1 protein-coding gene is annotated in these 207 nt (G+C 65.7%); it reads left to right on the top strand.

Annotated elements, in window-relative coordinates; translation table 11 throughout:
- The coding region (locus J5J09_RS22705) for an Ig-like domain-containing protein (protein ID WP_208554536.1) at positions 1–207 on the top strand (207 nt) is incomplete at both ends.

Here is a 207-nt window from a genome sequence, read left to right as displayed (position 1 = left end):
GGGAGTACACGGCGACGATAACCCTCAGCGAGGCCTCAACCGACTTCGCCGTCGGCGACCTGACGCTCGTCAATGCAACGGCAACCCTCACCGGCTCCGGTACGACCTACACCGTGACGCTGACGCCAGTTGCCGACGGAACAGTCTCCGTCACCGTTCCGGCTGGCGCCTTCACCGACGGTGCCGGCAACCTCAACACGGCCTCCA

It is taken from the genome of Ciceribacter sp. L1K22, from assembly GCF_017599385.1.
Taxonomy (GTDB): domain Bacteria; phylum Pseudomonadota; class Alphaproteobacteria; order Rhizobiales; family Rhizobiaceae; genus Allorhizobium.
The sequence above is the reverse complement of the archived record's forward strand: the minus strand, read 5'-3'. Positions and strand labels throughout refer to the sequence as shown.